At 47.7% G+C, this 1,879-nt stretch carries 3 protein-coding genes and 2 pseudogenes; all 5 read left to right on the top strand.

All coding sequences use genetic code 11. The annotated features are described in order from the left end of the window. A pseudogene (locus EII23_RS11810) lies at positions 1 to 85 on the top strand (IS5/IS1182 family transposase); the annotation flags it as partial. A gap of 100 nt (positions 86 to 185) precedes the next feature. After that, positions 186 to 704, top strand: coding sequence for a protoporphyrinogen oxidase (locus tag EII23_RS11805; protein ID WP_124793531.1), 519 nt, complete (start codon positions 186 to 188; stop codon positions 702 to 704). 130 nt (positions 705 to 834) lie between these two features. Beyond that, the gene (locus EII23_RS13690) at positions 835 to 1,023 is read left to right on the top strand and encodes a 4Fe-4S binding protein (protein WP_124793530.1); all 189 of its coding nucleotides are present in this window, start codon (positions 835 to 837) and stop codon (positions 1,021 to 1,023) included. Positions 1,024 to 1,037: 14 nt separating this feature from the next. After that, positions 1,038 to 1,460 (top strand): hypothetical protein, encoded by a 423-nt coding sequence (locus tag EII23_RS11795; RefSeq protein WP_124793529.1) that lies wholly within the window; start codon positions 1,038 to 1,040, stop codon positions 1,458 to 1,460. Positions 1,461 to 1,658: 198 nt separating this feature from the next. Next, a pseudogene (locus EII23_RS11790) lies at positions 1,659 to 1,879 on the top strand (transposase); the annotation flags it as partial.

The following is a 1,879-nucleotide window of genomic DNA, read 5'->3' as shown; positions in this document are numbered from 1 at the left end:
CGCTACGCGCTACGCAAAACGAAGCCTTTCCTTCCTTGCCGCCGTGCAAATCAGGTGCATCTCATTGTGGGCAAAAATAATTTGACGACACTATCTAGGCTTTCCCCAGCCTGGCCCAATCGAGACAGAAAAAAATGACGAGGAACAGCAGATATTTTTTGCAGACCACATACCGGGAGACAGGCATGCGCTACACGGCTTTTGTATTTCTGTGCCTTTTTTGCCTTCTTTTTTCTGCAGCACCGGCGACAGCCGAACAGCGCGAATTCACGCTTTTCAGCGTGGATATGCCCGCCGGATGGGACGGCGAGGAACGCCGGGGTTTCAAGTCCGAAAACCCCGAAGAATATATGCTTGTGCTGGGCCTGCTGGACGAAAAGCAGGAAAACCATGTGGCACTGGTCAGTATTTTTGTGCTGCCCAACGAGCATGGGGACAGCAGCTCCAGCCTGGCCGCCAAACTGGCGGAATTTCAGGCCGACCCGTCCACTCCCCGTCAGGAAGGGCCTTTCTGGAGCTTCAGCGGAACGCCCCGGAGCCAGACCTTCAAGGCCCCTGCTGTCACCAGAGTCAGCACCACGCCGGAAAAGGTGCTGATCGCCATTGTGCAGGACCCTGAACAGCGCGGAGCGGAAAGCATTTTTTCCAGCCTGCGGGGCCTTACGCCCCAGGCACGGCTGCTGCTGGGGCAGAAGCCGGAATAGGTGATGGCTGTAGCGCACGCTCCTGCGCATACGGTTTCAAATTTCTGCCATTGCTCCCAGCGGTGATCTGATTGCTTGGGCATGGCAATTGTGCTATTGCTAACCCAATAAGCGTGCAAGAGAGTTGAAAATGGCGCCAATCATGATCGATCCTGTGGCTTGCCTCAAATGTCCATACTGCACTGAGTGTATTGATTCCTGCCCACCAAAGGCACTAAAATGCACAATTCACGGGTTTTCTCCATACATATATTATGACAAATGTATTGAATGCGGATCATGTATTGATGCATGTCCAACATCGGCAATAAAAAAATAAGATAGAGGGCGTTTATGAAAAAAATTTTATTTCTTATAATTTTTTTTCATACTTTTCACTCTATATGCTTTGCAGAAAACATTGGTGGAATAGACAAATATAAACGTATTATGTATAATATTATTTTTGATATCGGAACGCTTGACAGGGAGGCATACCTGAAAATAATAGACAGTATAAATAGTGAAATTCGCCCTAAAATTGCTATTTACCATACAAATGATAATGATGCCGGAGTCACTGACTATTCCGCAGCTTTTTTGATCAAAAATAAAGATGGCGTTGTACTTTTTCACAGATTTTTCACCGGCTCTTTCAAAAATGATCATTCCGATGTATCAAAACTGCCGCTTGCGCGAACGCCACTGATGTCACGTGAACAATTCCTTGACGGATTGATGCAAGACCCGGATGGGTACATACCTCTTACAGAGTAGTCCATTGGGCCACCCTGTTTTCATTGCTGCTCCAACACCCCAGGTTTAAATTTTATTTTTCTGTCTTGGCCCCGCAAACTTTTCTGTTCAGAGCCTGTTATCGTAAAATGCGGTCGAGTTGGTCAACTGTACTCATGAAGGGGCGGCAGGTCAGATTTTTTTCGGGCAACTTTGGAGATTTCAAACCATTTCTTCATTACCCAAATACATCTGGCCGTGGATGCGCATGGTATGCCGCTCAGAGTTGTTGTTACAGAAGGTACCAGATCTGATTGCAAGGAAGCATGCACATTGATTGGCGGTTTGAGCGCGGAGGCGCTTTTGGCTGACCGTGGATATGACAGCAATGAAATTATAGACAAGGCTGTTGAGTCCGGCTGTCAGCCCGTCATTCCACCCAGAAAAAATCGCAAGGAGCA

The organism is Desulfovibrio sp. OH1186_COT-070 (genome assembly GCF_003860215.1).
In the GTDB taxonomy this organism is placed as follows: Bacteria; Desulfobacterota; Desulfovibrionia; order Desulfovibrionales; family Desulfovibrionaceae; genus Desulfovibrio.
The sequence above is the reverse complement of the archived record's forward strand: the minus strand, read 5'-3'. Positions and strand labels throughout refer to the sequence as shown.

Excerpts from the sequence above, each read along its gene's own strand:
- EII23_RS11805 (WP_124793531.1), top strand. The coding sequence starts at position 186 with ATGCGCTACACGGCTTTTGTATTTCTGTGCCTTTTTTGCCTTCTTTTT.
- EII23_RS11795 (WP_124793529.1), top strand. The coding sequence starts at position 1,038 with ATGAAAAAAATTTTATTTCTTATAATTTTTTTTCATACTTTTCACTCT.
- EII23_RS13690 (WP_124793530.1), top strand. The coding sequence starts at position 835 with ATGGCGCCAATCATGATCGATCCTGTGGCTTGCCTCAAATGTCCATAC.